Raw genomic sequence first — 26,827 nt, forward strand, 5'->3', positions numbered from 1 at the left:
CGCCGCGAGGTCACGGTCGAGATCGCTTCCGAAGGCCCAGGCGGGGCGGCGGAACGACACAACCGCGTGGCTCAAGGCATCCCCGCCGATCAGTACCTGCTCCCGACCGGCTTCGACAAGGACGGAGGCGTGACCGGGCGTATGCCCCGGCGTCGCGACGTAGGTGAGGCCGGGAGCGATGCTTTCGCCGGGCTTACGGCGCTCCACCTTCGCCTCAAGGCGTCGCAGGGTCCGTCGCGAGCCTACGGAGAGGCCCTTAAGCCAATCCGGTACGCGGGTCTCGACATCCTCGCGGGTCCAGAAATCCCATTCCGCGGCCGGCACGACGTAGCGGGCATTGGGAAACCGTTCGCTGTCGTCGAAATCATCGACCGCGCCCCAGAGATGATCGGGATGGGCGTGCGTGAACACCACCTGGGTGATCGCCTCACGTGAGATGTTCCGGCTCTCCAGCGTCTCGCCGAGCTTGCCGGCCGTGGGCTGGAACGAGTTGCCCGAGCCGGCATCGATCAGAATGACTTCCGAGCCGATCCGAACGAGGCTCGGGTTCGTCGGAATCGGGGTGGCCTCCGCGGGCTGACCCTCGGCCTTAAAGACGGCTTCAACTTCCGCGCGCGGCGTGTCGGGCAGCATGAAGGCGAGGGAGGAGGACAGCGTGCCGTCGCTCGCCGTCTCCACGGAGGCGGCGCCGACCCTGAGCGCCGCTGTCTGGTTCGCCGAAGCGCGGCGGACGGGCCACGCGCCCGCGAAGCCCGCTGCGAGGCCACCCAAGAACAACCGCCTGTCGCAGCGCGTTCCCGCGGAGTTGGGACGGCTCGTCATTGGACCGGCGGGGCCTTCTTCGCGGGTTCGGCAGCCTTGTCTGGCGTCACGTCGAGGATGCGAGCGCGGCTCGTGATGGACGCTTCCTTCGGCAGGCAGTTCGTCATGCAGGGCTTGGCCGTCCAGAACTCCTTCTCCGCCGTCTCGCGGTCGTCCATGAAGAAGTTTTTCTCGTTAGGCAGGCGGATGCTGGCGAGGTTCTTCTCGTTCAGCTCGAAGTCCTGATCCTTCAGAATGTCGTTGAGATAGAGGAGATAGGCGGTGACCGAGTATGTCTCGTCCGGCGTGAGGGTCTGTGCCGCGCCGAACGGCATTGCCCGGTGAATGAAATCGAAGACGGTCGAGGCGTAGGGCCAGTAGGACCCGATGGTCTTAACCGGACTGTCGGACTTCAACGTGCCGGACCCACCGGCGAGCTCCGGCCACCGTCCCGCGCCCTCGCCGAACTCGCCATGGCAGCTGGCGCAGCGCTCCTGGAAGACCGTCTCGCCGAGCGCCGCGGTTCCCTTGCCGACAGGAAGCCCCTGGCCGTCCGGCCGCACGTCAATGTCCCAGCCCTTGATCTCCTCCGGCGTCGCGACGCGGCCGATGTTCAGACGCTCCGCCGCCACCGGCGTGGCCGCGAGGAGGACGGTCGCAAGGGCGGCCGAAAGACGGTTACGCGACCTCGACATTCTCGATCTCCCCGCTGGGCAGCACGTGCCAGGTCTGGATGCCGTTGTTGTGGTAGATCGAGTTCAGGCCGCGGTGTTGGCGCAGGGCCGCCTTGGTCGGCTGGACGTAGCCGGTCTCGTCCATGGCGCGGGACTGGATCAGCAGCGGATCGCCGTTCCAGTCGAACTCATAATAGAAACGCGTCAGCGCCTTATCGAGGACCGGCCCGTCGAGCCGCGCGGCCCGCCAGTTGCGGCCGCCATCGAGCGAGACGTCCACGCCCTTGATCGCGCCCCGCCCCGACCACGCCAAGCCCGAAAGCACGGTGAAGCCCTTACCGTGGATGGGCGCCTGCGGACTCGGATTGGTGATGACGGACTTCGCGTCCATGGCCCAGGTGAAGCGCCGCGCCTGACCGTCCGGCATGAGTGCCGTGTACTTCGACGTCTCCTCGCGGGTGTGCCAGGGCTCGTCGCCGACCTTGATCCGGCGCAGCCACTTCACCCACATGTTGCCTTGCCATCCCGGCAGGACGAGGCGGAGCGGATAGCCGTGCTCGGGATAGAGCGCCTCTCCGTTCATGGCGTAGGCGACGATGGCGTCGTCGAACGCTTTCTCGATCGGCACGGAGCGGGTCATCGCCGCGGCGTCGGCGCCCTCCGGCAACAGCCACTTGGCGTTGGTCTTGAGACCGGCTTCTTCGAGCAAGCGCTTGAGCGGGACGCCCGTGTACATGACGCAGTGGATCATGCCGTGGGTGAACTGACAGCCGTTGAGCTGCGCGCCCTTCCACTCCATGCCGGAATTGGCCGCGCATTCGAGGAACGCGATCCGGTTGACGCGGGGGAAGCGCTTGATGTCCTCCAGCGTCAGCATCAGCGGCTTCTCGACGAGGCCGTGGATCATCAACCGATGCTCGGACGGATCGATCTCGGCGATGCCGCCATGGTGGCGCTCGAAGCCCAGGCCGTTCGGGGTGATGATTCCCTCCAGCTGGTGCAGCGGCGTGAAGCTGACCGAACTCTGGCGCGAGGCGGTCAGCCATTCGACGTCGCGGCGGATCACGTCCACCTCGAACTTCGACGGGCGGCCGTAGGGCCGGCTGACGACACCCTCACCGAGCGACTGCGACCATTCCGGTACGCTCGGCGGAAGGTTCTTCGCGTCCGGCGCGGCGGCTGCGCGGCCCGCAAAAGCCCCCGTGCCGACCGCTCCGCCGAGGGCGAGGCCGGTGCGCAGGAAGGATCTTCGAGAGGTTGGCCCGGACGGATCGGGGCGCGGCTTCGGTTCAGACATCGGCCTCTCCGAACTGTTTCAAGTATAGCAATGTGTGAATATATTGGAGACGACTAGGCGCCACGGACGGTGACCTGCGCGGGCGTCGGGTTCACCGTTCCCTTGGCCTTGATGTGCGAGGAGACGACGTCCCAGATCGGCGGGCCGTCGGTGCCCTCGTTGACGCTCGCCCATCCTGCCACGGTGTAGCTGGTGCCAGCCTCGATGGGTTTGCCGGTGCGCAGGAGGGTGAGGTCTGAGATGCGGCTGCCGGCCGGGCGAGCGACGTCGATGGCGTAGGACACGCCGCCCACCCGCACCATGTCGCCACCTTGCTGGTAGTACGGATCGGCGTTGAAGAGGTTGTCGGCCACGTCCTCCAGCACCTCCTTCAGCCGGGCGCCGGTCATCGGCATCCGATAAGCCGCCGGGTAGGTGATGGCGGTGGCGTTGTAGACGTCCTCGCGGGTTATCGACTGGCCGGGCAGGAGGGTCGTGCCCCAGCGGAAGCCGGGCGAGAGGGCAATCTCAGCCTCTCGCTCGGACAGGAGCGCATCGCAGATCATGTCGTCGAGCGTGCCGTTGAAGTTGCCCCGCCGGTAGAGCAGGGCCTCGGTCCGGCCGAGTTCCTCCTTCAGCATCGCCTCGTGGGGCGCACGGATCGACCGGATCTTGGCCGCCATCGTCTTCTCTGGGGCGATGATATCGGAGAAGATCGGGATGAGCTTCGAACGGTAGCCCTTCACGGCCCCGTCCCGCACGTCGAGGTCGACGCGGGTGAGGAACTTGCCGTGGCTGCCCGAGGCGATGAGTAGGGTGTTGCCGACCTTTACCGCCTGAGGCAGCGCGTCGTGCGTGTGTCCGGTGAGTACGACGTCGATTCCCTTCACCCGCGAGGCGAGCTTGCGGTCCACGTCGAAGCCGTTGTGGGAGAGCAGCACGACGAGGTCGGCGCCCTCCTTCCGGGCCTTGTCGACGCTCGCTTGCACGTCCTCCTCGCGGATGCCGAAGGACCAGCCGGGGATCATCCAGCGAGGGTTGGCGATGGGCGTGTAGGGAAAGGCCTGCCCGATCACCGCGACCTTCGCGCCGCCGCGCTCGAACATCTTCGTGGCCTCGAAGGCCGGCTCGTTCCATTCGGCGTCGCGAACGTTCTGGCCCAGGAACGGGCAGCCGAGCCCGTCCACGATCTCCTTAACCCGTTCGGTGCCGAGGGTGAACTCCCAGTGGCCCGTCATGGCGTCGGGCTTCAGCAGCGCCATGCAGTCGACCATGTCCTGGCCCTTGCTCACCATCGAGGTGTAGCTGTTCTGCCAAGTGTCGCCGCCGTCCAGGAACAGCACCTTGTCGCCTCGCTCGGCGCGGATCGCGTCGAGCACCGTGGCGATCCGGTCGAGGCCGCCCATCCGGCCATAGCTGCGGGCCAGCGCGACGTAGTCCTCCGGCGTGAGCGCATAGGCCAGCGGCGAGCCGCCGGGGATGCCGTAGAGGTCGAGGTAGGCGCGTCCGGTGACGTGGGGGACCTGACCGCGCGCCTCGCCCATCCCGAGGTTGGTCGAGGGCTCGCGGAACAGCACGGGCCGCAACTGCGCGTGGATGTCGGTGAGATGGACCAGGGTGACGTTGCCCATCGGCTCGAAGGCCAGGAGGTCGTCCTGGGTCAGGCGCTGCTGGGCGAAGGCGCGGGTCCAGCCCGTCGGCACCAGGGCCGCGGTGGCGGCGGCGATCTGCAGGAAGTCGCGGCGTGAGGTCATGGCAGGATCAGGCCCTCAGTTGCGCACGGCGGGCGTCTCGACCGGAAGGCCGAGGCCGCGCCACGCGACGTAGGTCTCCAGGGCGAGGAACTCGTCGGAGAGCGGCTTGAACGGCGTGGCCCGGACGTCCTGCATGCAACCTTCCATGCGCTCGTGGAGCGGCACCAGCCGCTGGTCGCGCAGGCGGTAGACGGGGAATCCGTTGCTCTGCCCCTGGCTGAGGAAGTCGGCCCGGAGATACTTGCCGTGGTTCTTCTCGTGGCAGCTCGCGCAAGCGAGATCGAGTTGGCCGTTCCGCTGGTAGTAGAGCGATTGTCCTCGCTCGAACCAGGGCGTCATGGGCCCGTCCACCTTCACGGCGACCGGCATCCCGCGGGACTGGTTACGGACGTAGGTGGTCATGGCCGTAAGTTCGGACGAGCCGAAGGCCCAGGGCTCGGCTTTCAGGGCGCCGCTGCGGCAGATGTTGATCCGCTGCTCCAGATTGACCGGCTTGCCGAGCTTCTCGTTCCACTTCGGATAGGCCGCCGCGACGCCCTTCATCGAGGTCGATGCCTCGTTGTGGCAGCTCGCACAGGACTTTCCCGCCGCGCCATCGACCTTCGACCAGAGTTCCTCTCCCTGCTCCACGGCGAGGAAGCCCGGATTGTTGAAGTCGTCGGCCTGCATGTCCTGCGTTTCCTTGGAGCGGAAATACAGGCCGGAGACAACTTCATCAAACGGGGAATTCGGGTTCTGGACCTTGAGGCCGTGCGCCTGCCAGGCCGGACGCTCGGACCCTTCCTTAGCGGCGGGCGCGGAGGGCATGTCCTGCGCATGGGGTGCGACGGCCAGCGCGACGAGCGCGAGCGCGGTGACGGCAAAGGGAATGGGGCGGACCATTGCGAGGGCTCCGGCGCGGCGGGGGAGGCGCTCCGGGGCAATCGGCCCCGGGCGCGCGTCAGGCGACCTTGATCTGCTCGGTGGCCTGGGTCTTCGACCCGTCGTCATCGATCCAAGTGAAGGTCAGCGTGCCGGTTTCCTCGGGTCTGATCTTGAACTGGAAGTAGGGGTTGGCGGAGACCGCGCTCTCTATGTCGGCGCTGAAGATCGTCTTGCCATTCAGGTCGCAGGTGAACTTATTCAGGATCTTGCGCGGGATCGTCTTCCCGTCCTTGTCCTTGCGCTGGCCGGATTCCATCGTGTGTGAGACGAGCGTCTTCACCTCGATGATGTCTCCCTTTGCGACATCCTTCTTGTCCAGTTTGATCCGCGGCTTCACGTCGGCCATGTGGTCCTCCCGTCCTCGTTCGATGCTGTTGCGTGTGGGTTAGCCGCCGCAGCCGCCGATGGTGACCTTCACCTGGCGGACGTCGCTGAAGACCGAGCCGTCGTTCATGCGGGCGACCGCGATGACGTTCTGCGTCTCGGCAAGACGGATGCGCGTGTTCGCCTCGGCGACGCTCGACGGCGTGAAGTGGAAGCTGATGACGCCGGGGTTCGGATTGCCCTCGGCAACGATCATCACCTCCTCGACATAGCTCTCCGGCGTCATCGGCACGTCGACGCTCACCGTCATCGGTACGGTGTTGCCGTTCTCGGCGATCTCGGGGAGTTCGAGCTTGACCTTGCCCCTCACGGGCTCCTTGCCGCGGGTGAAGGCCTTGATGGCCTCATCGGTCGCAGGCTTCGCGGCCAGGGCCGGTCCAGCGCGGAAGGCGAAGGCGGTTGCCACGACGGCTCCGGTGCCGAAGGCCAGGGCTTGGCGGCGGTTCAATGCGGGGATCTTGGCAGAGGTCATGGGAAGCGGCTCCTTCAGCCCGCGAGATCACTTCAGGGTCGTGAGGTAGGCGACGACGTCCTCGACCTGCTGCGCGGTCAGGATCGGCTTGCCCTGGAACTCGGGACGCACGCGATGAAGGCCCTCGATCCGGTAGAAGGCAGGCATCACGGTCGCCTCGGTGAAGACGTGCTTCGGGTTGACGACGATCATGCGCAGATGCGCCGCGTCCCACCGTTCGGCGACGCCGTCGAGGGAGGGTCCGATCTCGCCGTGAAAGGACTCGGTGCTCAGCGAAGAGACCTGATGGCAGCCGAGGCAGTTGCCCTGGCGGCGGTTCACCACGACCTTGGCGCCGGCCGCCGCATTCCCCGGCTTGTCGGTAAGCGGCTCGGGGATCGCGTCGCTGCCGTCGACGGCCACGACCTTGAACGGTGCAAGCCCGGTTGAAGCCGTCTCGGCTCCGGCGGCGGTCGCGAGGACGCAAAGTCCTGCGAGCGCAAAGGCTGTGATCGGCCTACGCATCTGGCGTTTCCTCGGTGCGCCGTCATTGCGGCGGGTGCGGTCGTTTCGAACCGCACGCACTGCCGATGGGCGAACCAATCGACATATGCGAATATTTGCAAGTTTGACGCTTATCGCTTTCGAGTCAAGCGTTAATCAGGAGGCCACCGATCATCGCGGCCGAACTGTTAGCCCCGCCGCGCCGCCTCCGGGGAGCGCAGGTAGTCCTGCAGGTTCGTACGCTCGTAGGCTCGCTCGGCCACGAAGGCGAAGGTTCGCCGGAACTCCTCAGGCGCGACATAACCCCGAAGGCGCAGGACCTCGCGCTGCTGAGGCGGCTTGTCCGCGAGCGTCGATTCTTCCGCCGGGAAAAACTGTATGCTCGGCGTGGAGTAGATCCCGTATTTCTCCGCGAAGCCCTTTTCGGAAAGGGTCTGCCCGTCAAAATCGGTGACTTCGCGCGAACCGATGAAGTTCAACTGCAGGATATCGAAACGCTCGCGGATATACGTGCTCGTCGCCCGATCCGCGAAGTTCACGAGGTGGATCTGCTTGCAGTAGGGACAGCCCTTCAACTCCCAAAGGACGGCAAGACGTTTGCCGTGGTCCCGGGCCGCCCTCAGATCGTCCGACAGGTCGAGGAAGCTTTCGAGGAACCAGGGCTCCCGGTAGAGACCGTCATCGCCCTGGATCGCCTGGGCCATGGCTTTGGAAGGCAGGCCAAGCGCGAGGGCACCCGCAAGGAACCGGCGCCGGGTCGACATGACGTCCCCTCCAAATATTCTTGTTCGTGCATGTGTAGTGCGAATTTCCCGCATCTGGCAATCCGTTGCCCCTGATACCCGCTGCTGCTGTGGCTTTGAGAGGAGGCGAGGTGAAGGGGCGATTGAGTCCGCTGTTCCGGGGCCAATCACAATCCCGGCGGCCACGTCGCTTCCACTCGAACACATTCGATTTTTGCTATATCAAAGTGATGGTCTTGAGCTTGGGAAGGTCGATGCGGGAAACGAGGCGGGCAGTCATGGCGGGGGCTTGGGGGGGCGCCCTATGGCCTTGCTCCGTCGAGGCCGCCGAAATGGTCAAATTCGAGCGGCGCGGCTGCCCGTGGTGCAAGGTGTGGGACAAGGAGATCGGGCCGATCTATCCGAAGACGGATATCGGGAAGCGGGCGCCGTTGCGCCGTGTCGATCTCGACGCAGGCATCCCTCCCGGACTCACGCTCAAGCGCCCGATCCTCTACACACCGACATTCGTCCTCATCGAAGGCGGCGCCGAGGTCGACCGGATCGAGGGCTATCCGGGCGAGGAGTTTTTCTGGGGGCGGGCCGAGCGGTTGCTGAAACAGCTACCGGCTTCCCCGTGACGGGTTTTAGACGGCAAGGAAAAGGGTGAGATGATGCCGTTGCAGCAAGCGCAGCCGGTGACGAGCGCCGAGGCCCCGGGCAGCCTCGACCTGGAACTGTTGCTGGCCAATGCACGTGATGCCAGCGAGCTGCTGAAGGCTCTCGGCCACGAGGCGCGCCTTGTTATCCTTTGCCTGTTGGTCGAGGGCGAGCGCTCAGTCTCGGAACTGGAGCAACTGCTGAACCTGCGCCAGCCCGCCGTGTCCCAGCAGTTGGCGCGGTTGCGGGCCGACGATCTCGTCGAGGCCCGCCGCGACGGCAAGAACATCTACTATGCGCTGGCCCGGCCCGAGGTTCGCGAAATCATCGCTGCCTTGCACCGCGCCTTCTGCAACGGACGTACGCCGTAACCTTTGAAGCCCCTCACGTATGTCGGTCTACGAGAAAGTAGAGACCCGCTCGGGCTCCGACGAGGATCGCGCCGAGGGCGAGCATCGAGCCGACCGACAGCGTCGAGAGACCGCTCAACCCCTGGCCGATGGTGCAGCCGAGGGCAGTGACGCCGCCCGTGCCCATTAGGAACGCGCCGAGAAGGTGGCGCTTCACCTCCCGGGCATCGTCGGGCGCTTCCCAATAGAATTCGCCCGCTTGGCGTGCCGACGCGAAAGATCCGACCAGGACGCCGAAGACCGAGGCCACGCCGAAATCGATCTTCGTGCCGCTCGCGAGCATGGCGTAGAGCAACGTATCGCCGACAGGTCGAGCGAAGCTGAAGGAGCCGACCGCCTGGGTCTCGAACTCGTCGAAGCCCGCGCTTCCGTTGGCCCACCATCCGGCGACGATCACACATCCGATCACGATAGCGCCGACCAGCAGCCGCTTCGTCTCCCGGAAGGCGCCGCTCGTGAGCGCCGCGATACAGAAGCCGACGCCTACCACGACGCTCACGACAATGCGGCCCGCCTGATCGAGCCGCAGGAGAGCGCCGAGGCGCTGGCTTCCGAGATCGACGCTTAACGGCTCAGTAATCGTCACGCGCATGAGCGCCGTCACGCCGCTGATTGCCATATAGGCTGAGAGGCCGAGCACAAGCAGGACGAGGAGGGCTCGTAGGTCTCCCCCGCCGAGCCGAATGAGAGCCCCAAAGCTACAGGTCCCTACGAGCGCCATCCCAAAGCCGAACATCGCCCCGCCGAGGATCATCGCGCCCCATTCCAAGCGCGGCCCCGTGTAGATCGACCGGGAGAGGTCGAGACCGGCAGCGGCTTCCAAAAGTTGGGTGCCGAGGATGGCGATGCCAATCGCCAGCAGCCAAGCACGCGCGCGGCGGGTGTCACGCGCGTAGACGGCATCCTCGATGGCGCCGAGCGTGCAGAAGCGACCCCGCCGTGCGACCGTGCCGAGCAGTGCTCCAAGGGCGAGGCCGAGCGCCGCCCGGAGAAGGTAAGCAGGCAGCGTGTCCAACATCAGCCTAGATTCGTTCACCCTTGAAAGGCCTTGTCAAACGGCCGTGTGAGAATCGTAGCGTCCCGTGACGCACAGCGACGGAACAGTCTGCGTCAGGCTGGCGACAAGTTGGCTCCGTGCGCGGCTCACCCGGCTCTTGACGGTCCCTACCTGGCAGCCGAGGCGGGCTGCCGCCTCTTCGTAGGTGAAGCCTTCGGCCCCCACGAGCAGCAGCGCCTGGCGTTGCGGGAGCGGCAGCGTCCCGATGAGGTTCATCACGGCCCCGAGCGCCACGACGTGGTCCTGGTCCGGTGCCGCCGTAAGCGTCGCGGCGTGCGCGCCCTCGGCGTCCTCGACCTCGCGCCTGGCCTTGCGCATCTCGGTGTAGAACTGGTTGCGCAGGATCGTGAAGCTCCAGGCCGTGAAGTTGGTGCCGGGCACGAACTTCTCCCGGTTGGCCCATGCCCGGACCATCATCTCCTGCACGAGGTCGTCGGCGCGGGCCGCATTCGCGCAGAGGGACATCGCGAACGTCCGAAGCATCGGCAGCGCCCGGAGGAGATCGTCGCGGAACGTGACCCCGAGACGCTCGCCGGATGCGACCAGCGACGCCTCGAACCGCTCGACGAGGAGCGAGAGCCTCTCCGGGATGGCCGCGTGCTCGGCAACCGAGAAGTAATCCCGCAACGGACCCGTAAGATGGGCAGCGATGCCCGCCTTGGAGCAATCGCCGCTGGGCAAAGCCGTTGGATCGGCGGCATGCGGGGTGTCGGTCACGGTCGGATGCCTTTTCGAGTGAGGGTAAGGTGCGACGACCGCACGATGCATTCGTTGTGATGCGGAACCCCGAGCTTGACCGCCCGAACGGTCCTCAGGCGGGGTCGACCGAGGCCCCCGCCTTGACCAGTGCCGGAAAGCCCCCGGCAACGTGGGCGACCGGTCCGAGGCCCATGTCGTTGAGCACCTTGGCGGCCAGGGCCGACCGGTTGCCGGAGGCGCAGTAGAGTACCAGGCGCCTACCGCCGCCGAGCTCGGCCTTGTGGGTCGGGCTCTCCGGGTCGGCCTGGAACTCCAGGAAGCCGCGGGGCACATGGACCGCGCCGGCGATCCTGCCGGTCTTGGCCAATTCCTCGCCTTCGCGCACGTCGACGAGCATCGTGTCGGGCTGGCCGAGGCGTGCGAGCGCCTCCTCGGCCGACAGGGTCTCAACCTCGCGGTTGGCTTCCGCCACCAAATCCTTCGCGCTTCTCATGGTCATGGCTTCCTCCGTCACTCGCCCCAGGCCGCGCCGTCGAGGGCGTCCAGCGGGATCTTCAGGTAACGCTTGCCGTTCGCCTCGGGCTCGGGCAGGCGGCCGCCTCGGATGTTCACCTGCAGGGAATGCAGGATGAGCTTGGGCATCGGCAGTTCGCGGTCGCGTGCCTCGCGCATGCGGACGAACGCCTCCTCGGTCGGGGCCTCGACGAGGTGCGGGTTCTCGGCCCGCTGCCGGGCGACCGTGCTCTCCCAGGCCGCCTCGCGCCCGCCCGGGCGGTAATCGTGCCCAGTGAACAGCCGTGTCTCGTCCGGCAGGGCCATGATGCGCTGGATGCTGCGCCAGAGCGCGTGCGCGCTGCCGCCTGGGAAGTCGGCCCGCGCCGAGCCGCTGTCGGGCATGAACAGCGTGTCGTGGATGAAGGCGGCGTCGCCGATCCGGTAGGCGATGGAGGCCATGGTGTGGCCGGGCGTGAACATCACCTCGACGTCGAGGTCGCCGATCCGGAAGCGCTCGCCGTCGGCGAAGAGCCGCGACCACTGCGAACCGTCCGTCCGGAACGTGTCGGGCAGGTTGTAGAGCCCCTTCCAAAGCCGCTGCACGTCGACGACCTTCTCGCCGATGGCGGTCGGGACGCCGGTCTTGTCGTGCAGGTAGCCGGCCGCCGAAAAGTGGTCGGCGTGCGGATGGGTGTCGAGGATCCACTCCAGCTCGTAGCCCTCGCGCTCGATGTGGGCGAGCAGGGCATCGGCGGAGCGGGTCGCGGTCGCGCCGGACTTCGGATCGAAGTCGAGCACCGGGTCGATGATGGCGCAGCGCTTCGTCCCGGGATCGGCGACGACGTACTGGATGCTGCCGGTCGGCTCGTCATGGAAGCCGGTCACGATGGGACGCCCGCGCAGGGCTGCGATGGTCTGGTCCGACATGAAACGCCTCCTTTTTCGGGTTCAGGTGTTGGCGCCGAGGAGCGGCAGGGCTCCGCGGGCGACGACGTACAGGCCGACCAGGATGACGAGGCCGGCGAAGGTGACGGTCAGGGCTCGCTTGCGCCCGGCGAGCCTCTGGCCGAGGCGCGTGCCGGCGAGGCCGCCGAGCACGCCTCCCAGGATGAACAGGCCGGCCAACGGCCAGTCGATCAGGCCGGAGGCGGCGTAGCTCGCGGCGGTCGCCGCCCCGAAGGCGCTGACCGCGACCAGCGAGGTGCCGATGGCCATCGGCAGCGGCATCGACGTCGCCAGCATCAGGCCCGGCACGATGAGGAATCCCCCGCCGATGCCGAAGAAGCCGGAGAACAGGCCGACCGCGAACCCGATGCCGAGCAGCCAGGGCAGGAGTACCGGGGCGTTGGCCTTCGTCAGGCGCACCTCGGGGTCGCCGTCACCGCGCCGCTTGCGCAGCATCAGGCCCCCGACCACGAGCATCACGACACCGAACAGGGCCAGGAGGCTCTGCCCGTCGACCGCCTTCGCAGCGACCGAGCCGGCCAGCGCGCCGAGGACGCCGGCGACCGAGAATGCCGCCGCGCAGCGCCACTTCACGTTCCCCGCCCGCCATTGCGGGACGAGGTTGCCGGCCGCGCTGACCGACACCGCCAGGGCGCTGGTGCCGATCGCCACGTGTGGCGAGGACACGCCGACGACGTAGGTCAGGAGCGGGACCGCCAGGATCGAGCCGCCCCCGCCGACGAGACCGAGGATCAGGCCGACGACCCCGCCCGAGCCGGCCGCGAGGCCGGATGTCAGCAGGCCGGGCGTCATGCGTCGGCTCCCTGGACCGCCGGCTTCGGGGCTGCCGCCGGAAGAAGGTGAAACGCCAGCATCCCGACGACCATGGCGACGACGAAGGTCACAGCTTGCGCCGGTGCGACCGTCAGCAGGGTGAGGGCGGGCCCCGGGCACAGGCCGGCGAGGCCCCAGCCGAGACCGAACACCGCGGCGCCGGCGATCAGGCGCGGGTCGAGGTCGCGCCGGGTCGGGATCTCAAGCCGGGAGGCGAGCAACGGCCGCCCACGGCGCCGCGCCACGAAATAGCCCGTCGCCGAGACCGCGACGGCGCCAGCCATCACGAAGGCGAGGCTCGGGTCCCAGCGCCCGGTCACGTCGAGGAAGGCGAGAACCTTGGCCGGATCAGCCATGCCGGAGACGAGGAGGCCGAGGCCGAACAGGAGACCGACGGCGAAGGCGGAGGCGGTCTTGGCCATGGCTCAGGCTCCGACGAGATGGCGCACGACGAGGACGGTCAGGATGGCGACGGCCATGAAGGTGCCGGTGGCGACCACGGAGCGGGGCGAGCCACGGCCGATGCCGCAGACACCGTGGCCGCTCGTGCAGCCGGCACCGAGGCGCGATCCGAACCCGACCAGCAGACCGGCGACCACGAGCAGCGGGAACGAGGCATCCACCGTCAGCGGCGGCAGGCTGCCACCCAGGCCGGCGTAGGCGAACGGCGCCAGGACGAGTCCTGCCACGAAGGCGGCGCGCCAGCCCGTCTCGCGAGATGGCGGGGTTAGGAGGCCGCCGAGAATGCCGCTGATGCCGGCGATCCGTCCGTTGAGGAGCAGGAACAGGGCCGCGGAGGTGCCGATCAAGGCACCGCCGGCGAGGGCGCTGACAGGCGTGAAGCCGTCCATGGTGGTCGCTCCCAAACGGTGGTCCGGGGGATGCCCGGCGGGGCGCAAGGGACGTCCTCCCCTGCCAAACCAGAACATTAGATAACTCTTATTTAGCATCATCTAATGGAATGGCAAGCGTGAAACCGACGGCCTGGATTGGGACGCGCAGAGGGGGTGCGGTGGCGCACGGGCGCCTTCGCCTTTGGGCGGACGCCATCGTTGGCGTGGCATCGATGCCGACGGGAGGCTCGCCGTCTCCCGTTCGACCAACTCAGGGATGGATGTAGGCGAACCCCATGCCCTGCAGCCGCGCCAGTTCGGCGACACCGCTCGGCACCACTTCGTCCTCGGTGACGCCGTAGAGCGTGTTGCGGTCGATCTTCCGCTCGCGCAGGGTATGGCCGCAGACGAGGAACCGAACGCCCATCCCCTTGAGGGCATCGATACGGGCGGCGAGCTCCCTGTCGCTCGCGGCCGACTGGAAGAGCCCGACCCCGTCGCCGTGGCTCACCACGCGGATCTCAACGTGGGTCTTGCCCACGGTCTCGACGTGGTTGCGCAGATTGCCGAGCAGGCGCTTGAAGTAGGCGGCTCCGTCGGGGCCGCCGTCGTTGTGGTAGACCACCTTCTGGTCGGCGTAGTACCCGGCCGGCGCTTCCGGGCCGGCATGGGCGGCCCCTACGCCCAGGGTCGCAAGCACGACCGCGATCATCAGGCTCCTAAAGACCGTCATCGTCCGCCTCCCCGTCATAGGCCGGAGGCTCGGGTGCTTCCGACGCGCTGCGCGATAGGTTGTCGAGCCCCGCATGATCGAGGCCGTCGTCCGGCTTCGGTCCGGAGGATGCGCCGTTCCCGAGGCTGCCCGTCGTCTCCGGCGCTTTTGGCCGTGCGGCGTGGACGGTGCCTCGGGACCCGAGCACCACCACCTTCGTGCCGGTGGGGACGCGCCGGTGCAGGTCGATCACGTCCTGGTTCAGCATGCGGATGCATCCCGAGGACACCGCCTCGCCGATGCTCGATGGTTCCGTCGTGCCGTGGATACGGTACAGCGTGTCCTTGCCGTCCTTGAACAGGTAGAGCGCCCTGGCGCCGAGCGGGTTCCTGTCGCCGCCCGGCATGCCGCCGGCCCAGCGCCCGTTCCGCTCCGGATCACGCCGGAGCATGTCGGGCGTCGGCGTCCAGCGCGGCCAGGACGCCTTGCGGGCAACGGTCGCCTCGCCGGTGAACTCGAATCCGGCCTTGCCCACCCCGACCGCGTAGCGCATCGCCTTGCCGCCCTCCATGACGAGGAAGAGGAAGCGTTTGTATGGATCGACGACGAGGGTGCCGGGCAGCTCCTTTGACGGGTAGTCGACCAACTGGCGGACGTTGCGAGCCTTGAGGTCGCGCGGGTCGACCGCCTCGACCGGGAAGGGTTCGTCCGTGACGGCGGCGTACCGGCGCAAGACCTCCGGGGTGATCTGCGGCCGGGCTTCCGCGACGGGGGCCGGAGCCCCCTGCGAGGTCGAGCAGGCGCCGAGCGCCGAGGCGAGCGCGATCAACGTCGTAAGGCGGAGGGGCCGCGGCATCACGAGCGACCCCGCGCTCGGGCCTGGGCGACTGCCTGCCTGAAGCCGTCGTAATCGAGCGCCGCCGCGACCTTGAGTTGGCCAATCAGGAAGACCGGCGTTCCCTGGAGCCCCAGGGCGTCCGCCTGGTCGAGGTTGCGCTGGAGCAGGGCCGCGATCTCGGCCTGGTGCGCCTTCCGGTCCTCTTCCAGGCGGGCGACGTCGACGCCCGAGGCGGCCACCGCCTCCAGCATCCGCTCCTTCGGGATCTTGCGGCCCGGAATCCCCATGAGCGCGCGGTGCACTTCGTCGTAGCGGCCCTGGTACTTCGCCGCGAGGGCGAGTTGGGCGCCGTAGACGGAGGCGTCGCCGAGGATCGGCCAGTCCTTGTGGACGAGGCGGATGCGCCCGTCCGCCTTCACCAGACGGATGAGGTCGGGCTCGGCCTTCTTGCAGAAGGGGCAGTTGTAATCGAGGAAGGCGACGATGGTCAGGTCGCCCTTCGGGTTGCCCGAGACCGGCACCTCCGGGTCGTTGAGGATGGCGTTGGGGTCGACGCCCTGGGCGAAGGCCTCCTCGATGGGGGGCGCCAGCGACAACAGGGCAGGCGCGAGCGCGACGGCGGGCATAAGGGCGAGCAGGGTCCTGCGGTCCATGGTGGTCTCCGTGAAACTTGGTTTGTCGAAAAGGGGGGCTCAGGCGCCGACGAGGGCGAGGCGGCGCTTCAGGTCCTCGACCGTGAGTTCGCCCTCGGTGCGGGCCTCGCGGACCTCGCCGCCGTCGGGGCGCATCAGGATGAGGGTCGGCGGTCCGACCACCTCGAAGCGCCGCATCAGGGCGCGGGTGGCGTCGTCGTCGCGGGTGACGTCGGCGCGGATGACCGAGACGGCCCTCAGCCTCGCCCGGATGCCGGGGTCAGCCAGGACCGTCCGTTCGTTGGTCTTGCAGACGCTGCACCAGTCGGCGGCGAACTCGACGAGCACCGGCTTGCCCGCGGCACGGGCCGCCGCGAGGGCGGCCTCGAAAGCCGGGACGGAGGAGACAGACCGGCTCTCCTCGACGTGAACCGCTCGCGACGGGCCGAAGCCTGCGAGCGGCCGGAGCGGGTCGGTCCCGCCGCCCGCGGCGCCGACGACGAGGGCGCAGCCGTAGGTCACGGCAACGATACCGGCGACCTTGCTTAGCCGGCCCGCGGCACCCGCCCTGAGGACGTCGAACGCCCCGACGAACACGCCGACGCCGATCGCCAGCGCGCCCCAGAGCACGAGGGAGACCTCGGACGGCACGAGGCGCGAAACCATGGTGATGGCCAACGCGAGGAAGACTACGCCGAAGGCCTGCTTGGCCGCGACCAGCCAAGGGCCTGACTTCGGCAGGATACCCGCCCCGAACGTCCCGAATGCGATCAGCGGCAGGCCCATGCCGAGGCCGAGCGCGAACAGGGCGGCGGCGCCGCGCGCCACGTCGCCGGTCTGGGCGACATAGAGGAGGGCCGCGGCGAGTGGCGGCGTCACGCAGGGCCCGACGATCAGGGCGGAGGTGAAGCCCATGACAGCGGCGGCGCCGAGCGCGCCAAGCTTGCCTCCGTTCAGGCGTGACAGCCGGCCGGCGACGCCGGACGGCAGCGCCAGGTCGAACACGCCGAACATCGACAGGGCCAGGGCGGCGAAGGCTGCGGCGAGCAGTCCAAGCGCGGCGGGAGTCTGGAGTGCGTTTTGAAGGTTGCGCCCGGACCATGCCGCCGCCACGCCGAGCGTCCCGTAGGCCAGCGCCATCGCGATCACGTATGTGCCGGAGAGTACGAAACCTCGTCCGGCCGAGAGCCGCTCCCCGGACCGGGCCAGCATGCCGGCCAGCACCGGGACCATCGGGAGCAGGCACGGGGTGAAGGCCAGGAGCAGGCCGAGCCCGAGGAAGGTCGCCAGGACGCCCGCGAGATGGCCCGAGAGCAGGCCGCTCGCGGGCTCGGCCTGCGCGTCCGTGGCCGGCGTCGCGGCGGTCGCGGTCGCCTGCGGACCTAGCGCGGGGACCTCGATGACCTTGTTGATCGGCGGGTAGCAGATGCCCTTCTCGGCACAGCCCTGATAGGTGACGCGCACCTCGCGCACCCCCGCGAGAGCCGCACCCGGCACGATGGCCTCCGTCGCGCCGTGATAGACTTCCGTCGGCCCGAAGTTGGGGTCATCCTTGGTCTCGCCGAGCTGGGTGCTGACAGGAAGCTCCCTGCCGCTCGCGTCGGTGGCGGCGATCTTGTCACGGTAGAGGTAGGTGCCGGGGGCGATGGTCCATCGCAGGCGCAGCGAGAGGTCTGGGTCGCGAGCCGCATCGACGGTGAAGGGCGTCGGCCGCGCACCGGGCTCGCGGCACTGCCCCGGTGACCACAGCGAGGAGCCGGTCCAGAGCAGGGCAGCGAGGATAAGGTGGGTGAAAACGTTCGGCATGGGCAGGGTCCGGGATCGGATCGGCCCGCCGCGGGTCGGAAACGCAGCTTAAGCCAGGCTTAAGCGGGGCCCGGAGGATGGGGGCCGTAAAGGGAGACACGCATGCGCATCCTCGTCGTCGAGGACGACACCATCCTGTCGGACGGTCTCAGGGCTGGTTTGGGCCTGGGCGGGGCGACGGTCGATTGCGTCGCAACCTGCGCCGACGCCGAGGCGGCGCTCGCCACGAGCGCGTTCTCGGCCATCGTGCTCGACCTGATGCTGCCCGACGGCTCCGGCCTCGACGTGTTGCGGGGGCTTCGCCGCCGGAACGACCGGACGCCGGTCGTCCTGCTGACGGCCCGGGACGCCGTGACCGACCGGATCGCCGGGCTCGACGATGGCGCCGACGACTACCTCGGCAAGCCCTTCGACCTCGACGAGCTCTCCGCCCGCATCCGTGCCGTCGTCCGGAGGGCCTCGGGTCGGGCCGCCGCGCTCCTGGAGCACGGCGGAATTCGGCTCGACCCCGGCAGCCTTGCCGTCACCGTCGACGGTGTGCCGGTCGCCGTCTCCCGGCGCGAGGTCATGGTTCTGGCGGCCCTCATGGAACGACCTAACGTGCTTCGCTCCAAGGTCGAACTGGAGGAGCGGCTCTACGGCTGGCAGGAGGAGGTCGAGAGCAACGCGGTCGAGGTCCACGTGCACAACCTGCGTGCCAAGATCGGCAAGCACGCCATCGAGACGGTCCGAGGTCTCGGATACCGGATGAGGGCACTCGCATGAGGTCGCTACGCGTCAGGCTTTTCGCCATCCTCGTCCTCGCCACCGGCCTGATCTGGCTCAGCGCGGTCGCCTGGATCTATCTCGGCTCGAAGCGCGAGGTGGAGCAGGTCCTCGACAACCGCCTGCAGGAAGCCGCCCGCATGGTCAGTTCCCTGGTGGGTGCGGTTGGGAGCGCTGGCCCGGACGGGGCACCCCGAACCTTCCCGGCCCCGACGGCCTACGAGCGGCAGCTTTCTTGCCAGATCTGGTCGCTCGACGGGCGCATGGTAGCGCGGTCGACCGGGGCCCCGGAGCGCCGCCTGACCGACGCGCCGGCCGGCTTCTCGCAGCGCGAGGTCGACGGCGAGACCTGGCGGGTGTTCACCGTGGAGGATGCCGAGAGAGGTGTGCGGGTCATGGTGGGTGATCGTCTTGGCCTCCGCGAGCGCCTCGTCACTGACCTCATCATGGGCCTGGTCACACCCGCCATCCTGATGGTTCCGTTGCTCGGCATGCTGATCTGGGCGAGCCTCGGTCGGGGCTTGCGTCCCTTGCGGCTGATGGCGCGGGACCTCGCGGGTCGCGGCGCCGACGACATGAGTGCGATCGACACAAATCGGACGCCGGCGGAGGTGCGTCCCCTGGCAGACGCCCTGAACGGGCTGTTCCTCAAGGTCGAATCGGCCCGCCGGCACGAACGGGAAGTGACGGCCTTCGCCGCGCATGAACTGCGAACACCGCTCGCCGGCCTCAAGGTCCAGGCCCAGGTCGCCATGGCCGCCACCGACCCGGACGTGGCGAAGGCGGCGCTGAGACAGATCCTTGCGGCCGTCGACCGGACCACGCGCCTCGTCCGCCAGTTGCTCGACGCCGCCCAGCTCGATGCCGCAGGGGAGGCGCCCTCCCTGGCGGAGGTCGACGTCGGCGCACTGGTGACGGAGACCGTGGAGGGGATGCGGACGCCTCCCGGGGTCCGGACCCAAATCGATCCGGGGCTACGGGGCTACACGCTGCTGGCCGACCCGGAAGGCCTGCGCCTCGCAGTCCGAAATCTGCACGAGAACGCCGTGCAGCACATGGTGACCGGCACGGTGGCTTGGGGCGCGCGGCCGCATGGCGAGGGCATCGTCGTTCGCGACGAGGGACCGGGCATTCCGGAGGAGGAACTGCCCCACGTCACGACACGGTTCTTCCGTGGGCGACACAAGAGCGAGACGGGTAGCGGTCTCGGCCTCGCCATCGCCGAGATGGCGTCCCGCCGGAGTGGCCTGAGCCTGCGGCTGCGCAACCGGACGGATCGCCCGGGGCTTGAGGCGGAGATCCTCCCGGGCTGAGACCGGTCAGCCGAGCTCCGGGCAGAAGATGTCCTTGAGGGTCGCCAGCACCCGCGCGGCCCTGGGGTCCTCAAGGCGGTAGTGGATCGTCTGGCTCTCGCGCCGGAACGCGACCAACCCATCCTCGCGCAGCTTGGCGAGGTGCTGCGACAGGGCCGATTGGCTGAGCTCGACCTCCCCGGCGAGGCTGGTCACGTCCATCTCGCCGCGGGCGACCAGCAGGCACAGGATGAGCAACCGCTTCTCGTTGGCGAGGAGGCGGAGCAGGCGGGCCGCGTCGGCGGCCTTGTCCTGCAGGCGCATCAGGTCGGTCGGAGTCGCTACGTCCATCGGTCCGTATCCCAGAATGTCAGCCTTATCTTATTTAGGCGATCCTAATATAAAATCAGGGGCTGTGCTCCTTCTTTGCCCACTCCGCGGCTTCGCCCAGGAGGTCATCAAAGGCTTTTCCTGGTGCCGCCTTGCTGCCATCGTCCCCGAGGTAATCGGGCGCAGGCGCGGAAGGAGTGATCTGCGTCGGTCGCAAAGGCCAAGGGCCGCCATTGTATTGGCGGCCCCCTTTTGCTCTGGATTGCTCCGGTGCGGTACTAAGGGGTGGGAAAGCGGAGATATTGCGTCGGCCATTACCGGGACGGTGTCCGGCAACCACCAGGCGGAAAAAATATCCCCGCTCGGGGAAGGCATGCCCCCGGTCGACGGCCCGCAGGGCTAAGCGCGGGCCCGGCATCCACCCGGACATGACGCTTTCGCGCGGCACCGGCCGCTCCGGAGACGGCTATGTACCACCGTCGCCCAGGCCGCCTCGATACTTGGGCCGGATGGGACCGGCGGCCGACTCAACCCACATCGCGCACCATGGGCCGCCCCGCTTCCGACACGCGGATCGCCCTTGAGGTCGGCGCGGCGGTGCCAAGCCTGCCCGCGGTTTCCTCCACCCGCCAGCGAAGGATTGCCGGAGCAGGGGCAAGGATTGCGTCGTTGCTCCTTCCGTCGCCTCTTTGATCGGGCATTCTGTATAAGTGACTGCCTGGATTGAGCTTTTTCATATTTCAAGATCAAATCCGAAAGAATAGGCTATTCAATCCTTGGAATGCTTCGACGCCACTCTGATATCCTGCTTCAATCGAGCATCATCTCGCGATCATGCCAGATCGCAGGCCGATCCTGCAGTAAAAGGCGGTGGTCAGACTTGACTCCCAGGGCCGTGCTCGCGGTACAAGGCGCTGCCCGGGCCGCGTCGGCCCGAGCCGACCAGGAGTAAGGGAATGAAAGTTCCGGAACCGCCGTCGCGCAGGTAGGCGTGTGCGGGTAGCCGCCCACACACGCCTCCTTGCGATCCATCGACCGGGGTGCGCCCTCACGAGGCCAAAGGCACCCCGGTCAGCAACCCCGAACCGCCGAGGGCGGAAACGGGCGCTTCGGCGCATGGGCAGTGGATTCGCATCTCCCACCGCCCTTGGCAAGAGTCCCCGTTCCGCTCCGGCTCGAACGACGCCAGCCGCCAGGCATCGACCGGCTGTGCGTCGCCAGCGCGGAGCTGTCATTGAACACGAAGCATGATCGAGATCCCGCACGCGAAGCGCGGGAGACGCCCGGTGACGCGGGCGCGTCGGCCGTCGGCCCGGGGGTGCCCGAACCCTTGTATCCGCCGACGAAGATTGCCGGGGCCGACCTGATGGTCGTCGGCCTCGCCTACCGGTCCGACGAGTGGATCGAGTTCCTGGATGGCGAGGATTCCGGCGGCCGTTTCGAGGTCGCCGCAGTGGTCGACCCCGTCGACCTGCGCCAGATCGAAGCGATGGTGGCGGGGCGGACCTTCCGTCTGGCGGCGGTCGACCAGGAGCTCGCCATGGGCACGTCCCTGGCTGTCCAACTCGCCTTCTTCGGGCCCCCGTCGGTCAAGGTCCTGCCGCCGCCGTCGGAGCGCAAAAGGCTGGTTGGCTCCAAGGCGCGGCGCCCACCCGAAAGGCCTTGGGTCCACACCCTCGGCGGTCCGCGGGAGCCAAGTCCGCGACGGTAGGATACCGCGTGTCGGGAGGGCGCCGGTTTGCGCCCTCCCGTGCATGAGGCGGACGCCTCACGGTCGCGCTCGGGGAAGAGAGTTGCCGCCGTGCCCCCGCGCCTCGGATGAGCCTGATGTGGATGGGGGAAGCGACTACTCCGCCGAGCCGGCCCGCGACACCTTGAGCGCCCATCATCGGCTGAGTCTTGTGCCGACGATGCGAGGCCCGCCGTCTCGAACCCGCGGTCCCCGCCGGAGCGGGTATGCCGCTCCTCGACATCCCAAGGCGATTGAGTTCATGGCGGCGCGCAAGATCCCCAAGCCATTGCACAACCGTGTCGGCGCTGCCGAATTTCGGCCACTCTAAGTGGCCACGTGAGCTGGGTGATCCCCGTTTCCATGGCTTGATCCCGACTTCGCGATGGCTCCCCCGCTCAACCGACGAACCAAGAAGGGAGAGTCGTATGTGCGCCCCCCTTCGATAGAAGCCGCCCTCGACCGATTGGCCGCCCTCGACCTGGATGGGATCGTGCGTGAGGCACGGGCGGAGGACCCCAAGGCGCCCGGCTACGTCGAGAGCGAATGCTTGGTCCATCTGCTGCGTTCGACACGCCACGACAACACGGACACCCGTTTCCAGAGACTGTTCGAGGTGTTGATCGAGAGGGTCGAGCGCTCCCTGAAGGGCTCGATCCGGACCAGCCGCCGCTACGACGCGGAGGAGTTGCGGACCGAGGTCGTCAACCGCCTCGTCGATCTCCTCGTCGAGGACAGGCAGTCTCCGGGCATCAAGCTGGATTTCTTCGAGGTGCGGTTCGCCCGCGCCATGACCGCCTTGCGCATCGGCGTGCTGCGGCGTTCCGAAAGCCGGGCGGAGGGGACCGACCACATCGAAGACATGGGCGACGGTGAAGGTGATGCCGTCCCGGCCCTGACGAACCGTATCAGCCAAGCCTTCGCCGCCGACGGGTCCGAACAGGAAAAAGAACATTTCCGGAACGAGCTGCTTCGCGCGATCGACCGTCTGCCACCCCTTCAGCGGGAAGCCGTAGCCCTCTTCCTCGAAGGCCACCGCATCGAGGGAGGGGACACGGAGACCATAGCGAAGCTTTGCGGCGTCTCGGACCGGGCGGTACGTTATCGCCTCAGGAATGCGTACGAGACGCTGCGTCGGGAACTCGGAGAGAGACGATGACGACCAGCCCCTCGCACCGCGCGCAGGAAATCCTCCTGACCTTCGCGGCGGAAGGCGAACCCACCCCGAAGCGGTTGGAGGCCTTTACGAAGGAGTACCCGGACCTCCGCCGCGAGCTCACCGACCTTGCGGTCGAGTTGGTGCTGGAACCCTCGCGGCCGGTCCCCGCGGCTGACGCCGCGACGGCGCGCACCGTGTCGTCGGCATGGGCTCGCTTCCAGGCAGGCATCGCCAGCCCCCCGGCGAAGTCCCGGGCCGGCGCGGTGGTCGAGCCTTCGCCGGACGTCTTCGCGGGCTTCGCCGGCCCGTCATTCCCACGGCTCGCGGCCCGGCTCGGAGTGACACCCGCCTTCCTGATCAAGGTCCGGGATGGCCTTATCGAGGCCGCGTCCTTCCCCAAGGCGCTGGCCAGGGACATCGCGGACGAGGTCGGGCATGGCGTCGACACGGTCATCGCCCTGTTGGAGCGCCCCGCATCCATGCCGGCCGGAACGATGGCCAAGGCCGACGGCAAGCCGGAGGTCGGCGTGAAGCAGACTTTCGAAGAGGCGGTGGCGAACTCGGGCCTGACGGCGGATCAACGGCGGCGTCTGCTCGCGATGGCAGAGGCCGAACGTGGATCCGATTGAGGCGGGGCGGAAGCAGGCCGCCCGCATCCATGCCGAGATGGTCGCCGAGGGAGCCGATCCCTGGCAGCCGTTCGACCTTGCAGTGCGGGCCATCGAGGGCCACGGCCTCTGGCACCAGCCCGTCCACGCGGGCGACGTCTCCCTGAACGGAGGCCGGGCACGGCTCGACCCGAAGTCGAAGGGCATCCTGTACGGCGAGACGGGCACTCCCGGAGGCGATGCGCTCCTGCTCGGACATGAGCTCGGGCACGTGGTGATGCACGGCGGGACCGCTCCCGTCGTCACCACGCATACCGACCCGAGCCGATCCTCCGAGAGCGGCAGCGCCGTCGAGCGGCTGGCCGACTACGGGCGTGGGGAGCGCCGCGAGGTCCAGGCCGACCTGTTCGCGCGCGAACTGGTGCTGCCGCGAGCCGTCGCGCGTCGCCATCACCAAGACGGGATGAGCGTCGCCGACATCGCCGGGCGGCTCGGCATCTGCCCGGACGTGGTGACCCAGCAACTGCTGGACGCGCTACTGCTTCCCGTCGTGCCGGACGCCGCCCCCGCCCCCGCGGCCACGATGCGGCCGGACCCGAGCCAGGATGCGGCGGTCGCCCATCGTGGCGGCCCCTACCTGCTCCAGGCGGGGCCCGGGACGGGCAAGACCCGCACGTTGGTCAGAAGGATCGAGAGCCTCGTCGACGAGGGGATCGACCCGAACGGAATCCTCGTCCTGACCTTCTCGAACAAGGCGGCGGCCGAGCTGATGGATCGGCTCGCCCTGTCGCGGCCCGAGGCGGCCGCCTCGGTCTGGACGGGCACCTTCCACGCGTTCGGGCTGGACGTGATCCGCCGCTTCCACGAACGCCTCGGACGAAGCGCGAGCCCGAAGCTCGTCGACAAGCCCACGGCCATCACGATGCTGGAGGGGGTTCTGGCGAGCCTGCCGCTGGCGCATTACCGGGACCTCTGGGACCCGGTGCAGGATCTCTCGAACATCCTCTCGGCCATTTCCCGCGCCAAGGACGAACTCGTCGACCACGTGCGCTACCGTGAATTGGCCGATGCGATGCAGCGTGCCGCCACGGACGACGCGACGCGCCTGAGGGCGGCGCGGGCGCATGAGGAAGCCATCGTCTACGAGGCTTACGAGAGGCTGCTCTCGGAGGCCGATGCCCTCGATTTCGGTGACCTCGTCATGAGGCCCGTGCGACTTGCGGCCGAGCATCCCGACGTGGCCAAGGCGCTGTCGCTCCGCCATCGCCACCTGCTCGTCGACGAGTACCAGGACGTCAACCTCGCCACCGTGCGCTTGATCCGGGCGCTGGCGGCCGACGAGGGCGAGCGGCTGTGGGTCGTCGGCGACGCCCGCCAATCGATCTACCGGTTCCGGGGCGCCACCTCGGCCAGCATGGCCGCGTTCCGGGCGCACTATCCCGGGGCGACCCTCGGGGCGCTCGACGTCAACTACCGGTCGCGCAAGGAGATCATCGACACCTTCACGAGCTTCGCCGCGAGCGTCGACGCCTTCCGCCCGCTCGGCGCGCTCGGCCTAGCCCCCGACAGGGGGGCGTCCGGCCTCAAACCGGTGCTGCACGACGCCGGCACCCCCGACGACGAGGTCGCGCTGGTGGCCGCCTCCGCGGCGCAGGCGAAGGCTGCGGGGGTGGACTACCGCGAACAGGCGGTCCTGTGCACGACCAACGACCGCCTCGCGGAGTTCGCCGCAGGCCTGATCGCCCGGGACGTACCGGTCCTCTACCTCGGGCCGCTGTTCGAACGGCCGGAGGTGAAGGAGCTGCTCTGCCTGCTCGCACTCTTCCACGATCCCCGCGCCGCAACGCTCGTCCGCGTCGCCACGATGCCGGGGTTCGAGATGGAGCTCGGCGACGTCGCCGCGGTCGCCGCCCATCTGAGGGACGCTTCAGGGCCGCCCCTCGACTGGCTGGCCGCCGCCGACGCCATCCCCGGCCTCGGCCCCTCGGCGACGGCGCCGCTGCGGCGCCTGCGAGAGGTCTGCGGGGGCTTCGCGGATCGGACGCCTCCGTGGCGCATCGCGAGCGCGCTGGTGCTGGACCGGCTCGGCATCGGCCGGAGGATCGCGGCCTCAGGTACCCTGCCCGAACGGATGGCGGGCATTGCGATCTGGCAATTCCTGAACTTCCTGCGGTCATTGCCGGTCGAGGGTCAGTTCCCGACCTTCGAGGCGCTCCGCCGGATCAAGAGGCTGGTCGTCCTCGGCGAGGAGAAATCGCTCAGGCACGTCCCGGACGCCGCCCTCGAACTGGACGCGGTGCGCATCATGACGATCCACGCCTGCAAGGGCTTGGAGTTCCAGCTCGTCCATGCGCCCGGCATGATCAAGACGGGCCTGCCGCGAACGGCCAAGCCGCCGCCTTGCCCGCCGCCGGACGCGCTGATCGAGGGCAGCGACGGCCTCACCGGCCCGCAGGCCTGCCTGACGGGCCACGAAGAGCAGGAGGCCTGCCTCTTCTTCGTCCTGCTCTCCCGCGCGCGAGACGACCTGCGCCTCTACCGGTCCACCATGATGGCCGGCGGGACCAAGAAGCGGAACCCGTCCGACTACAACGCCCGGATCGCCGCCACGCTGGGCCGGCCGCCCGCACTCGTCCGGCTCCCGTCGCCTCCGCCGCCATCCGGCCCGGCCGCCGTTCCCATCACATGGGAGACGCCGTTCGCGCTCGACCACCAGCACCTCGATTCCTACGGGAAATGCGGGCTGCGCTTCCTCTACACCTACCTGCTCGGCCTGGGCGGACGCCGCGACGAGACGCCGTACATGCGGATGCACAACGCCGTGGCGGAGACGGTCCGTTGGCTCGACCGCAACTTCGACGCCGGGCGCGCTGAGCCGGAGGGCTTCGGCGAGGCCTTCGCCGCGGCCTGGACCGAGCACGGCCCGGTCGACCACGGGCACGCCGAGGCTTACAGGACCATCGCGGACGAGATGCTGCGGTTCCTCCTCGGCCTGCGTGACGAGGAAGGCAGGCTGCCTCCCGAGGCCTTGAGCCTGGCCGTTGCGGGAGGAAGCGTCCTTTCCAGGGCGCACGACGTGGTCCGCAACGCGGACGGACGCCTCGTCGTGCGCCGCGTCGCGACGAGGAAGGCACCGTCGGCGCTGCTGAAGGAGATCGAGTACATCGTCCTGGATGCCGCGGCGGAGGTGACGTTCGGCGAACCCGTTGTGGTCGAGGCGGTGCATCTCACCGGCGGCAGCCGGCAACCGGTGGAGATCCCGCCGAAGAAGCGGGACGAGCTTCGTGCCGCCGTCGTCGCTCACATGTCCGGCATCGGGGCGGGACTGTTCGCCCCGAGCGTGGGATCCCGCTGCCCGCGCTGCCCGCATCACTTCGCCTGCCCCGGCCTTCCCGGCGGCTCGGCGGTGGTGCGGCGACCCCTGGCGTGGGGCCGGTAGCGCGGCCCGGAGCCCCTAACAGACTGCTCGGCCCGCGGCCGAAAAAAAACTTGGCCCGGCCGTTTCCGGCTTGGCCGGCCCCTTTCGATCAACC

The 26,827-nt window shown here is 68.4% G+C and carries 29 protein-coding genes; 8 read left to right on the forward strand and 21 right to left on the reverse strand.

Features of this window, described 5'->3' with window-relative positions; all coding sequences use genetic code 11:
* The 9 genes from AKJ13_RS24605 to AKJ13_RS24645 all read right to left on the reverse strand — a co-directional run.
* The coding region (locus tag AKJ13_RS24605) for an MBL fold metallo-hydrolase (protein ID WP_050735737.1) at positions 1 to 822 on the reverse strand (822 nt) is incomplete at its 3' end.
* Entirely contained in the window at positions 819 to 1,496 is a 678-nt protein-coding gene (locus AKJ13_RS24610; protein ID WP_012455891.1) for a cytochrome c, read from the reverse strand. The genes AKJ13_RS24610 and AKJ13_RS24605, both read right to left, overlap by 4 nt.
* A complete protein-coding gene (soxC, locus tag AKJ13_RS24615) occupies positions 1,480 to 2,772 on the reverse strand; it encodes a sulfite dehydrogenase (protein WP_003597857.1) in 1,293 nt (430 codons plus the stop codon). Before soxC ends, AKJ13_RS24610 begins: the two co-directional genes overlap by 17 nt.
* Before the next feature lie 53 nt (positions 2,773 to 2,825).
* The gene (soxB, locus tag AKJ13_RS24620; protein WP_003597858.1) at positions 2,826 to 4,505 is read right to left on the reverse strand and encodes a thiosulfohydrolase SoxB; all 1,680 of its coding nucleotides are present in this window, start codon (positions 4,503 to 4,505) and stop codon (positions 2,826 to 2,828) included.
* Between the two features lie 15 nt (positions 4,506 to 4,520).
* Positions 4,521 to 5,387: a sulfur oxidation c-type cytochrome SoxA gene (gene soxA, locus AKJ13_RS24625; protein ID WP_003597860.1), complete on the reverse strand. Its 867-nt coding sequence runs from the start codon at positions 5,385 to 5,387 to the stop codon at positions 4,521 to 4,523.
* Positions 5,388 to 5,445: 58 nt separating this feature from the next.
* Positions 5,446 to 5,775, reverse strand: coding sequence for a thiosulfate oxidation carrier complex protein SoxZ (gene soxZ, locus AKJ13_RS24630; RefSeq protein WP_003597861.1), 330 nt, complete (start codon positions 5,773 to 5,775; stop codon positions 5,446 to 5,448).
* A gap of 39 nt (positions 5,776 to 5,814) precedes the next feature.
* Positions 5,815 to 6,285 carry a thiosulfate oxidation carrier protein SoxY gene (soxY, locus tag AKJ13_RS24635; protein WP_003597863.1) on the reverse strand — a complete coding sequence of 157 codons (471 nt, stop codon included), beginning with the start codon at positions 6,283 to 6,285 and terminating at the stop codon, positions 5,815 to 5,817.
* 27 nt (positions 6,286 to 6,312) lie between these two features.
* Positions 6,313 to 6,789, reverse strand: coding sequence for a sulfur oxidation c-type cytochrome SoxX (soxX, locus tag AKJ13_RS24640; RefSeq protein ID WP_003597865.1), 477 nt, complete (start codon positions 6,787 to 6,789; stop codon positions 6,313 to 6,315).
* A 167-nt stretch (positions 6,790 to 6,956) separates the two neighbouring features.
* A complete protein-coding gene (locus AKJ13_RS24645) occupies positions 6,957 to 7,532 on the reverse strand; it encodes a thioredoxin family protein (protein WP_003597867.1) in 576 nt (191 codons plus the stop codon).
* Positions 7,533 to 7,843: 311 nt separating this feature from the next.
* On the opposite strand from AKJ13_RS24645, the gene AKJ13_RS24650 reads away from it, so the two are divergent.
* Entirely contained in the window at positions 7,844 to 8,131 is a 288-nt protein-coding gene (locus AKJ13_RS24650; protein WP_012455890.1) for a SoxS protein, read from the forward strand.
* A gap of 33 nt (positions 8,132 to 8,164) precedes the next feature.
* Positions 8,165 to 8,521 carry a metalloregulator ArsR/SmtB family transcription factor gene (locus AKJ13_RS24655; protein WP_026105494.1) on the forward strand — a complete coding sequence of 119 codons (357 nt, stop codon included), beginning with the start codon at positions 8,165 to 8,167 and terminating at the stop codon, positions 8,519 to 8,521.
* Positions 8,522 to 8,534: 13 nt separating this feature from the next.
* Here AKJ13_RS24655 and AKJ13_RS24660 read toward each other — a convergent pair whose 3' ends face one another.
* From AKJ13_RS24660 to dsbD, 11 genes are all read right to left on the reverse strand, one after another.
* Positions 8,535 to 9,578, reverse strand: coding sequence for a YeeE/YedE family protein (locus AKJ13_RS24660; protein ID WP_012455889.1), 1,044 nt, complete (start codon positions 9,576 to 9,578; stop codon positions 8,535 to 8,537).
* A gap of 33 nt (positions 9,579 to 9,611) precedes the next feature.
* Positions 9,612 to 10,334 carry a sigma-70 family RNA polymerase sigma factor gene (locus AKJ13_RS24665; RefSeq protein WP_003597872.1) on the reverse strand — a complete coding sequence of 241 codons (723 nt, stop codon included), beginning with the start codon at positions 10,332 to 10,334 and terminating at the stop codon, positions 9,612 to 9,614.
* Positions 10,335 to 10,428: 94 nt separating this feature from the next.
* Positions 10,429 to 10,815 (reverse strand): rhodanese-like domain-containing protein, encoded by a 387-nt coding sequence (locus tag AKJ13_RS24670; protein ID WP_003597873.1) that lies wholly within the window; start codon positions 10,813 to 10,815, stop codon positions 10,429 to 10,431.
* A gap of 11 nt (positions 10,816 to 10,826) precedes the next feature.
* Complete coding sequence (locus tag AKJ13_RS24675) at positions 10,827 to 11,738, reverse strand: MBL fold metallo-hydrolase (RefSeq protein WP_003597874.1); 912 nt, start codon at positions 11,736 to 11,738, stop codon at positions 10,827 to 10,829.
* Between the two features lie 21 nt (positions 11,739 to 11,759).
* Positions 11,760 to 12,569, reverse strand: coding sequence for a sulfite exporter TauE/SafE family protein (locus tag AKJ13_RS24680; RefSeq protein ID WP_003597009.1), 810 nt, complete (start codon positions 12,567 to 12,569; stop codon positions 11,760 to 11,762).
* Positions 12,566 to 13,012, reverse strand: coding sequence for a YeeE/YedE family protein (locus AKJ13_RS24685; protein WP_003597007.1), 447 nt, complete (start codon positions 13,010 to 13,012; stop codon positions 12,566 to 12,568). Before AKJ13_RS24685 ends, AKJ13_RS24680 begins: the two co-directional genes overlap by 4 nt.
* A 3-nt stretch (positions 13,013 to 13,015) precedes the next feature.
* Positions 13,016 to 13,441: a YeeE/YedE family protein gene (locus AKJ13_RS24690; protein WP_003597005.1), complete on the reverse strand. Its 426-nt coding sequence runs from the start codon at positions 13,439 to 13,441 to the stop codon at positions 13,016 to 13,018.
* Positions 13,442 to 13,694: 253 nt separating this feature from the next.
* Positions 13,695 to 14,156 carry a DsrE family protein gene (locus AKJ13_RS24695; protein WP_003597002.1) on the reverse strand — a complete coding sequence of 154 codons (462 nt, stop codon included), beginning with the start codon at positions 14,154 to 14,156 and terminating at the stop codon, positions 13,695 to 13,697.
* Complete coding sequence (locus tag AKJ13_RS24700; protein WP_003597001.1) at positions 14,143 to 14,991, reverse strand: L,D-transpeptidase; 849 nt, start codon at positions 14,989 to 14,991, stop codon at positions 14,143 to 14,145. Before AKJ13_RS24700 ends, AKJ13_RS24695 begins: the two co-directional genes overlap by 14 nt.
* Entirely contained in the window at positions 14,991 to 15,626 is a 636-nt protein-coding gene (locus tag AKJ13_RS24705) for a DsbA family protein (protein ID WP_003596999.1), read from the reverse strand. Before AKJ13_RS24705 ends, AKJ13_RS24700 begins: the two co-directional genes overlap by 1 nt.
* 39 nt (positions 15,627 to 15,665) lie before the next feature.
* Positions 15,666 to 17,411 (reverse strand): protein-disulfide reductase DsbD, encoded by a 1,746-nt coding sequence (gene dsbD, locus AKJ13_RS24710; RefSeq protein ID WP_003596998.1) that lies wholly within the window; start codon positions 17,409 to 17,411, stop codon positions 15,666 to 15,668.
* 102 nt (positions 17,412 to 17,513) lie between these two features.
* Between dsbD and AKJ13_RS24715 the strand changes: the two genes are divergently transcribed.
* Both AKJ13_RS24715 and AKJ13_RS24720 read left to right on the forward strand, forming a co-directional pair.
* Positions 17,514 to 18,176 carry a response regulator gene (locus AKJ13_RS24715; protein ID WP_003596996.1) on the forward strand — a complete coding sequence of 221 codons (663 nt, stop codon included), beginning with the start codon at positions 17,514 to 17,516 and terminating at the stop codon, positions 18,174 to 18,176.
* The gene (locus AKJ13_RS24720; protein ID WP_003596994.1) at positions 18,173 to 19,489 is read left to right on the forward strand and encodes an ATP-binding protein; all 1,317 of its coding nucleotides are present in this window, start codon (positions 18,173 to 18,175) and stop codon (positions 19,487 to 19,489) included. The genes AKJ13_RS24715 and AKJ13_RS24720 overlap by 4 nt, the downstream gene beginning before the upstream one ends.
* A 6-nt stretch (positions 19,490 to 19,495) precedes the next feature.
* On the opposite strand, the gene AKJ13_RS24725 is transcribed toward AKJ13_RS24720, so the two are convergent.
* Entirely contained in the window at positions 19,496 to 19,819 is a 324-nt protein-coding gene (locus AKJ13_RS24725; protein ID WP_003596992.1) for a metalloregulator ArsR/SmtB family transcription factor, read from the reverse strand.
* A gap of 1,309 nt (positions 19,820 to 21,128) precedes the next feature.
* On the opposite strand from AKJ13_RS24725, the gene AKJ13_RS24730 reads away from it, so the two are divergent.
* The 4 genes from AKJ13_RS24730 (at position 21,129) to AKJ13_RS24745 (ending at position 26,733) form a co-directional block, all read left to right on the forward strand.
* Entirely contained in the window at positions 21,129 to 21,509 is a 381-nt protein-coding gene (locus tag AKJ13_RS24730) for a hypothetical protein (protein ID WP_244471721.1), read from the forward strand.
* A gap of 484 nt (positions 21,510 to 21,993) precedes the next feature.
* The gene (locus AKJ13_RS24735; RefSeq protein ID WP_238230997.1) at positions 21,994 to 22,686 is read left to right on the forward strand and encodes a sigma factor-like helix-turn-helix DNA-binding protein; all 693 of its coding nucleotides are present in this window, start codon (positions 21,994 to 21,996) and stop codon (positions 22,684 to 22,686) included.
* A complete protein-coding gene (locus tag AKJ13_RS24740; protein WP_003596989.1) occupies positions 22,683 to 23,315 on the forward strand; it encodes a hypothetical protein in 633 nt (210 codons plus the stop codon). The genes AKJ13_RS24735 and AKJ13_RS24740 overlap by 4 nt, the downstream gene beginning before the upstream one ends.
* The gene (locus AKJ13_RS24745; protein WP_003596988.1) at positions 23,302 to 26,733 is read left to right on the forward strand and encodes an ATP-dependent helicase; all 3,432 of its coding nucleotides are present in this window, start codon (positions 23,302 to 23,304) and stop codon (positions 26,731 to 26,733) included. Before AKJ13_RS24740 ends, AKJ13_RS24745 begins: the two co-directional genes overlap by 14 nt.
* Positions 26,734 to 26,827 lie beyond the last annotated feature (94 nt).

Origin of the sequence: Methylobacterium sp. ARG-1 (assembly GCF_001262595.1) — a bacterium.
GTDB classification, from domain to species: domain Bacteria; phylum Pseudomonadota; class Alphaproteobacteria; order Rhizobiales; family Beijerinckiaceae; genus Methylobacterium; species Methylobacterium brachiatum.